Annotated in this window: 7 protein-coding genes and 1 riboswitch; of the genes, 2 read left to right on the top strand and 5 right to left on the bottom strand. The window is 45.2% G+C overall.

All coding sequences use genetic code 11. From position 1 onward, the window contains the following. Positions 1 to 124: 124 nt before the first annotated feature. A riboswitch (purine riboswitch) is annotated at positions 125 to 226 on the bottom strand. A 349-nt stretch (positions 227 to 575) separates the two neighbouring features. Together JO375_RS24270 and JO375_RS24275 are read right to left on the bottom strand one after the other, a co-directional pair. Then, positions 576 to 1010, bottom strand: coding sequence for a universal stress protein (locus tag JO375_RS24270; protein WP_229526925.1), 435 nt, complete (start codon positions 1008 to 1010; stop codon positions 576 to 578). Positions 1011 to 1153: 143 nt separating this feature from the next. Then, entirely contained in the window at positions 1154 to 1417 is a 264-nt protein-coding gene (locus JO375_RS24275) for a DUF1294 domain-containing protein (RefSeq protein ID WP_229526866.1), read from the bottom strand. Between the two features lie 192 nt (positions 1418 to 1609). Between JO375_RS24275 and JO375_RS24280 the strand changes: the two genes are divergently transcribed. Next, a complete protein-coding gene (locus JO375_RS24280) occupies positions 1610 to 1738 on the top strand; it encodes a DUF4023 family protein (protein WP_229526867.1) in 129 nt (42 codons plus the stop codon). 452 nt (positions 1739 to 2190) lie between these two features. Continuing rightward, the gene (locus tag JO375_RS24285; RefSeq protein ID WP_229526868.1) at positions 2191 to 3336 is read left to right on the top strand and encodes a type II asparaginase; all 1146 of its coding nucleotides are present in this window, start codon (positions 2191 to 2193) and stop codon (positions 3334 to 3336) included. Positions 3337 to 3525: 189 nt separating this feature from the next. On the opposite strand, the gene JO375_RS24290 is transcribed toward JO375_RS24285, so the two are convergent. The 3 genes from JO375_RS24290 to JO375_RS24300 all read right to left on the bottom strand — a co-directional run bounded on the left by JO375_RS24290 (position 3526) and on the right by JO375_RS24300 (position 7013). Further along, a complete protein-coding gene (locus JO375_RS24290) occupies positions 3526 to 3663 on the bottom strand; it encodes a hypothetical protein (RefSeq protein ID WP_010348781.1) in 138 nt (45 codons plus the stop codon). A 99-nt stretch (positions 3664 to 3762) separates the two neighbouring features. Next, entirely contained in the window at positions 3763 to 5898 is a 2136-nt protein-coding gene (locus JO375_RS24295; RefSeq protein ID WP_229526869.1) for a DNA topoisomerase III, read from the bottom strand. A 122-nt stretch (positions 5899 to 6020) separates the two neighbouring features. Next, on the bottom strand, positions 6021 to 7013 hold the full coding sequence (locus tag JO375_RS24300) for a ketoacyl-ACP synthase III (RefSeq protein ID WP_229526870.1): 993 nt from the start codon (positions 7011 to 7013) through the stop codon (positions 6021 to 6023). Positions 7014 to 7281: the final 268 nt, after the last annotated feature.

Raw genomic sequence — 7281 nt, forward strand, 5'->3', positions numbered from 1 at the left:
ATAAGCGCCAAAAATCCGGCACTCGAAAATAACAATATTTTCAAGACACCGGACTACGAAAAACAAACGACAAAGCCTCTTAAAGGCATGCCAAAAGCAAGCCTGTTCCACTGTAGCAATGCGGCTTTAGCCGTATGTCTCCCGTAGTCCGGAAATTAATGGTTTCCAGGTAGAAACTTCCGGGCCATATTCCCGGCATTATACGAGTCAGCATTGCGCCTACTCAACCCCAAGCGATATTCCTTGCTCACATAATCGCGGTTGCTTTCGGCCCAAGCATGTTTACCTTTTTAAATTGTACCTAAAGTTCATTTTTTATCGACAATACACTTCATAGTTTAACAATTCCCTCCACCCTATGTCAACTTGGAAACGAACATTATCAAAATCATCCAATTGAATGTTCGTGTTTGACAAAATCAACAAACTTATATACCTAAGAGTCTTACTATAGCTGTACATATAGCCGACTCTCTACCTTGAACTGATGCTTGCGGGCATGACACACACTACGCAGAAAAAAAGCCGGTACTCCCTGTGCAGAAAGCAATCCGACTTCAATTATTTGTATTCGGTTACTTCACGACCAGCACCGGAACGCGTGCATGCTGTACTACATTGTGACTTACGCTGCCCAATACAAATTCACGAATACCACCCAAGCCACGGCTACCGATCACAATCACATCAAAGCCATTTTCATTGGCATAATCGAGTATAACTTCGGCTGGCGAACCTTGAATCAGCTCTACCTTGACATCTACACCTTGCTCAGCAAGCCGCTTCTTAGCTTCATCTGTAGTTTGCTCCGCCAAATCGTAATATTCTTTATTCACTGATGCCGGAATCGGGGCCAAACCTTCACCCATAAAAATTCGCGGGAAATCAAATGCCGTTACGACCTCAAGCTTTGAGGACGGTGATGCCTTGATTAATTCAGCTGCCTTCATCAAGGCCTTGTTGGCTGCATCCGAACCGTCATAAGCAAGCAATATTTTTGAAAATAGCATCATAAACACCTCTTCTTTTTCAGTTTGTTAAATCCCATCCTGAAATATGTATTCCTTTGCACGCTTGCACAATACATTCGTGGACGCTGGAATAGCCGCCTTACTCATCATTAAACATTTCTATACGAACCTAAACCCCGGCTTTACCGCAAAAAATATCCATATAGCAATGCGTTAATGAACAGCAACGCAGGAATACCGAGTCTGAAGCTTATATGCCGTGTTTTATGGCGTTTGCGGTACATCGCAATCAGCACGCCCAACGCTCCTCCGATCAGGGCTAGTAAAAACAGTGTCCGTTCGGGCACCCGATCACGATGCTTGCGCGCTCTTTTTTTATCCTCCGACATTACCAGATAGCTTACTGCATTAATAAGCAGCAGCCATACGAGCAAGCCTGTCTGCAATGTCTCTCCTCCTTTTACACACCGCACCAATCAGGTATTAGGGCTATATATTGCGCTCTCCACCCCATTATAACCTCGTCCCTTTTACAGAAACAATCTTCTTTTGACTGGAATATCGCTTTGGCGGATATAGTAACGTGGTATGAGGAAAATCCTCGACTACATCTATTTTGTCTCAAAGGAGGAACTTCGATGGAAAGCACCCATGAATACGTTGAAAAACTGCGAGAAAATGCAAAAAAGGCAGAGCAAAACCGCAAACGAGGAAAAGGAACTCCCAGTGCCAGCTTGCCAACCAAACAGCATACCAACAATCCCTGATAAGGACTCTGCCTAAGCTGTAGAACCATGTTATTAATGCATCCAATCCACTTAACCTTGTAGTTTCCTTTGATGAATTAAGACAAACTGGTTTGTTCAGCTTCCACAGAAACAGCAAGCAGGCTCCTTTTGGGACATTTGCTTGCTGTTTTTGCAAGCAGCGTGAAATCCATTGAATGTGAATACCATATATTGTAAAATTTCGTAACTCCAGAAAAACTATCTCGCTTCATAAAATAACTCTATGCAAAAATCAGATAAAGTGTAATAATAAAGCGATTACATTTTAAAAAAAAATTAATTTTAATGTCATGTTTTATAATATATTATTGACTAAAAACGATTTCATCCCCTATAATTCGTGACATTAACGCAATTCGACATTTTTCTCGTCAGTTAATTTATCATTTCAATTCAAGTTTTGACATTAGAGAGGAGCTTTTATAACTAACATGAAAAAAATGACGATGATTCCCCTACTGGCCGGCTTTATTCTTGGAAGCACCTTATGGAGTGGTGGTTTTACGAACACTACGGCAGCAGCCACCAGCACGACTGCGCCTGCTTCTGTCTCTACGACTGCAGACAAATCTGAAAAACCTCAAACCAACCATTTACCCAATATTAAAATACTGGCCACAGGTGGAACGATCGCAGGATCATCTGCAGCCAATACCGACACAACAGGCTACAAAGCAGGCGCACTAGGTGTTGAAACCTTGATTAAGGCTGTTCCTGAGATGAAAAATATTGCAAACGTCAGCGGTGAACAGTTTGCAAACATAGACAGCACCAATATGAATAACGACATCCTCTTAAAACTGGCCAAACGTACCAATGAACTGCTTGCCAGAGACGACGTAGATGGAGTCGTGATTACACACGGTACAGATACATTGGAAGAAACCGCCTATTTCCTTGACCTTGTCGTTAAAAGCGATAAGCCCGTAGTTGTCGTTGGCTCAATGCGCCCAGCTACAGCAATCAGCGCTGATGGACCTTTTAACCTCTACAACGCTGTGAAAGTCGCCGGGGCTTCAAGCTCCAAAGGTCAAGGCGTACTCGTACTGCTGAATGATCGTATTGGTTCACCAAGATACATCAGCAAGACAAATACGACCACAGTAGATACGTTCAAGTCCGTGGAACAGGGATATCTGGGAGCTGTTGTCGGAGATCAAGTGTACTACTATAATAAGGCTGTGCGTAAGCATACAACTGCTTCCGTATTCGATATCTCCAATCTGACCCAACTACCACAGGTAGATATTTTATACGAATATCAAAACAACGGTCGCTATCTGTATGATGCGGCTGTAGCGGCTGGTGCCAAAGGTATTGTCGTAGCCGGTGCGGGTAATGGTAATTTGTCCACTGCCTCCTTGGAAGGTGCTGAGGCAGCAGGTAAAAAAGGAGTCATCGTCGCCCGCTCCACCCGTGTAGGAAGTGGAGTCGTATCTCCATCAACAAAAGACGCGGCATCTAACTTTGTTTCTGCCGATTCGCTCAATCCGCAAAAAGCACGGATTTTGCTCATGCTCGCTTTGACGCAAACGCATGATGTTAAACAAATTCAATCCTTCTTCAATGAATACTGAGAATAGTCATCCCAAAGCAAGACAATAGCCAGCACCCTTCTCAACAAAAAAAGCAGCAGTTACGGTGTAGATATCACCGTTCTGCTGCTTTTTGCTGCAAGATAATGGCGGATATCAGTGAATGCTCCATCTAAAATTTAATCGCCATATGCTTACAAACTATTTTGCCCAGCCCGCCTATTTGGCGATTCAAGGCCGCTGCTTGGGAATTCCATTAAGGCTTGGAGGATATTTGGCTTGCTTCTCAGGATGAGGAGCGATTTCTTCTTCCAGTATACTTGATTTATTTTGCTGATTATTGATTTTAAGCGGCTTATGCTTTGACATTATGGCTCACCTCCTCGGCTTACCATGCCAAGGAGTGAGCGTTTTTATACGGATGTACACCTGCTATTGGTGGAGCTTACATCTAATTTTGGCTTTCCGTTACTTCCCTTGCTTTTGATCCATGGCCGCTTTTAGCAGATCACCCAAGCTGGAACCAAAAGATTCCTGCTTTTCATATTGTCTTACCAGTCTTTGCTGTTCACGCTTGTTTACCCGCTGCTTGTCCTTATCGAGCGTCTCGGTAATGCCGCAGGGCAAACATCTTACATACAGTCCTGCTTTGCCTTCTTTCATTTCCATTTTCTTATGACACTGCGGGCAGCGCCGGTTCGACAAACGTTTTTCCCCTGAACGACGGTAACCGCAATCCGTGCTTGGACATACCAGAAATTTGCCCTGTCTGCCCTTCTTCTCCAACAACTTTGTACCACAATTCGGGCAATGACTGTTCGTCACATTATGAGGCTTGTATTCGGCACTGCTATTTTTTACAGTAGACACCAGCTCTTTCGCCATCGCACGAATAGAGTTCAAAAACGGCTCCGGTTTCCCTTGACCACGGGCGATTCGTTCCAGTTCTGCTTCCCAACGCGCTGTCAGCTCAGGTGTTCGAAGCTGCGGAGCTGCCAACTCGATCAACTGTTTGCCTTTTCCCGTTGGATGCATTACGTTTCCCTGGCGCTCTATCGTATCTGAGCTGACGAGTTTCTCGATCAGATCGGCGCGAGTAGCAGGAGTACCTAATCCATGCTTCTCCATCTGCGCGAGCAAAGCCGCTTCTGTATACCGCTTTGGAGGCATCGTTCGCCCAGCCCGGACAAGGCAACGCTGTATACGGACGGAATCTCCTTTTCTCAGTTCAGGTAAAATAACGTCACGTCCGGTATTCTCCTGATCCTCATCTTCAGCATCGTCCATATCATAATGGCTTCCATCATATACAGCACGCCAGCCACTATCCTTTATTGTTGTGCCTTTGGCCTGAAATGTCTCCTGCTCCACCGTGATCGCTACCGCTACCGCATCATATCGTGCAGGCGGGTAGAATAGACTGATAAAACGGCGTGCAATCAGATCATACAGCTTGCGTTCCTCCGGGCTTAGCTGATTAAGCAGCAAGGTCTGCTCTGTAGGAATAATTGCATGGTGATCCGTGACCTTGCTGTCATCCACAATTCGCTTTGTGATCGGTAGATTGTTGCGCAGCAACGGGCGTGCCAAGGAGGCATACGGGCCTACGGCTACGCTGCTGAGCCTTTCCTTAAGAGTACTTACCATATCAGAGGTTAAATAACGACTGTCTGTACGTGGATAGGTGACCAGCTTATGCTGTTCATACAGACGCTGAAGCACATTGGATGTCTGTTTGGCAGAAAAGCCATAGCGCTGGTTAGCGTCTCTTTGCAGCTCGGTTAAATCGTAAGCCAACGGATGAGGCTCATTCTTTTCACTCTTTTTAACACTCGTAATCGTGCCTTGGGCACCCTCTAATTTACGGCGCAAAGCCTCTGCTTGCGTACGGTCAAACATACGTGAATCGCCGTTCTCCGCTCTCCAGGCTGCCTGAAAGCTGCCAAAATCCGCTGTCAACGTATCATATTCTTGAGATCGAAACTGGGTAATTTCTTTTTCACGTTCCATGATCATTCCCAGTGTAGGAGTCTGTACTCTTCCAGCCGAAAGCTGCGCGTTATACTGGCAAGTCAAGGCACGTGTCACATTGAGACCAATCATCCAGTCTGCTTCAGCTCTGCAGCGAGCCGATTCATATAAACGATCAAACTGCTGACCAGGCAAAAGCTTTGCAAAGCCTTCCTTGATCGCCTTGTCAGTCTGCGAAGAAATCCATAAACGGCGGAAGGGCTTTTTCCAGTTTGCCATTTGTATGATCCAACGCGCCAACAGTTCTCCCTCACGAGCAGCGTCTGTTGCTACAACAAGCTCACCAATGTCCTGCCGCTTCATAAGCTGTTGTACCGCTTTGAACTGATGACCGCTTTCACGCAGTACCTTTAGCTTGGAACTCTTCGGGAGAATGGGCAAGTCCTCCAGGTTCCAGGATGCATATTTGGAATCGTAATCCTCCGGCTCTGCCAAGCCGACCAAATGCCCCAATGCCCATGTCACCACATACTTAGGGCCTTCTATATAACTTTTATGCTTCTCACGGCTGCCCATCACACGTGCAATCTCTCTGGCCACGGATGGTTTTTCTGCCAATACCAATACTTTCATGTTACGCTCCTTTCTCTCTAGTTTTAATTATACCATCCTGCCATCTTGCGATAAATCTATGCCAACGGCTCTTATCATGCTTGCACACACTACTCATATTACAAGTGCATGGGTTAGGGAGCTTACAAATCAGGTACACTCCATTTTAAGAGTAGACCCGCATATGTGAGGCCTCCGCCAAATCCATATAACAATACACGCTGTCCATACCGTAAACGCCCGTCATCCAGACCACATTGTAAAGCCAGCGGAATGGATGCCGCCGATGTATTGCCATAAAACTCTACGCTTGTCAGTGTCTTCTCCAGAAGGATTGTGCCTTTTTCACATATGGATTCGATCATTCTCAAATTAGCGCTATGAGGTACAAACCAATCAAGCTCTTCTTTCTTCATATCTGCCTGGTTTAATAAACGCTCGATTCCTGCTGGAACAGAACGAACAGCCCATTTATAAACCTCACGTCCATTTTGGGCGATAAATCCATGGTCTTGCAGCTTCTCTCCATCCAAATCATTCGATAACCCCGCGCGATACAGATGTATTCCCCCGTGTCCATAAGTCCCGATATCCGCGGTCAAAAATGATCCTTCATCCTCGTCGTATTCAACCAGTGCAGCCCCTGCTCCATCGCCAAAAAGGACACATGTCGTCCGATCCGTATAATCCGTAATTTTGGATAACGTTTCCGCTCCCACCACCAACACCTTACGGTGCAGACCACCCGTAATAAGACCATTTGCCAGATGGAGTCCATAAGCAAATCCTGCGCAGGCTGCACTAACATCCATCGATCCCGTATTCGGAATATCGAAATGAGCCTGAATACGTGAAGCTGTACTCGGAAAGTAGTAATCAGGGGTACTCGTCGCTACAATGATCATGTCAACATCGTTTATATTTACGTTATATAGGTTAATCATACGTGTAATTGCTTGTATACATAAATCAGAGACGTATTGATCTTCGGCTGCAATTCGCCGTTCACGCATACCCGTCCGTTGTACAATCCACTCATCACTAGTATTTACAAGCTTCTCCAGGTCGGCATTCGTTAAAATCCGCTCAGGTACATAAGTACCCAGAGCCGTTAGTTTCGCTTTTGAATTCAACAATCTGACCACTCTCCTTTGCAATCCTTAATCATATTATAACACCAGATGCTAATACCTGGTACTAATTTTTTTTTAATGAACTCATTACGAAATGGCTCAACTTTAGTTTGCACCTATTTATTTAAATTAAATATCGATTTCACTGCAACCAACACAAAAAAGAGTCATGATCTTAGAAGATCATGACTCTTTTACTTCTTGCTTGGCAACGTCCTACTCTCCCAGGACCCTGCGGTCCAAGTACCATCGGCGCTGGAGGGCTTAACGG

The organism is Paenibacillus farraposensis (genome assembly GCF_020736845.1).
Taxonomy (GTDB): Bacteria; Bacillota; Bacilli; order Paenibacillales; family Paenibacillaceae; genus Paenibacillus; species Paenibacillus farraposensis.

Bases quoted from the DNA above. Each gene is read 5' to 3' on its own strand.
- JO375_RS24270 (WP_229526925.1), bottom strand. From the start codon at position 1,010: ATGCTATTTTCAAAAATATTGCTTGCTTATGACGGTTCGGATGCAGCC.
- JO375_RS24280 (WP_229526867.1), top strand. From the start codon at position 1,610: ATGGAAAGCACCCATGAATACGTTGAAAAACTGCGAGAAAATGCAAAA.
- JO375_RS24285 (WP_229526868.1), top strand. From the start codon at position 2,191: ATGAAAAAAATGACGATGATTCCCCTACTGGCCGGCTTTATTCTTGGA.
- JO375_RS24290 (WP_010348781.1), bottom strand. From the start codon at position 3,663: ATGTCAAAGCATAAGCCGCTTAAAATCAATAATCAGCAAAATAAATCA.
- JO375_RS24295 (WP_229526869.1), bottom strand. From the start codon at position 5,898: ATGAAAGTATTGGTATTGGCAGAAAAACCATCCGTGGCCAGAGAGATT.